General features: G+C 63.0%; 1 protein-coding gene. It reads left to right on the top strand.

Translation table 11 applies throughout. The annotated features are described in order from the left end of the window. On the top strand, positions 1-230 hold a 230-nt coding region (locus AAEY88_RS15750; protein WP_350563908.1), incomplete at both ends, for an aminotransferase class III-fold pyridoxal phosphate-dependent enzyme.

The following is a 230-nucleotide window of genomic DNA, read 5'->3' as shown; positions in this document are numbered from 1 at the left end:
GGCCGTCATCGCGGCGATCAAGGAACAGGCAGACCTGCTCACCACCATCGCGCCGTCGACGGCAAACCTGACCAGGGGAGAAGCGGCGAAACGCATCACCGATCACGCTCCAGACGGCTTCAACAAGGCCTTCTTCACCAACGGCGGTGCGGATGCCAACGAGAACGCGATCCGGATGGCTCGCCTCCACACCGGACGCGACAAAGTCCTCTCGACCTACCGTTCGTACC

Source organism: Psychrobacter sp. CAL346-MNA-CIBAN-0220, assembly GCF_040309805.1.
Taxonomy (GTDB): Bacteria; Pseudomonadota; Gammaproteobacteria; order Pseudomonadales; family Moraxellaceae; genus Psychrobacter.
The sequence above is the reverse complement of the archived record's forward strand: the minus strand, read 5'-3'. Positions and strand labels throughout refer to the sequence as shown.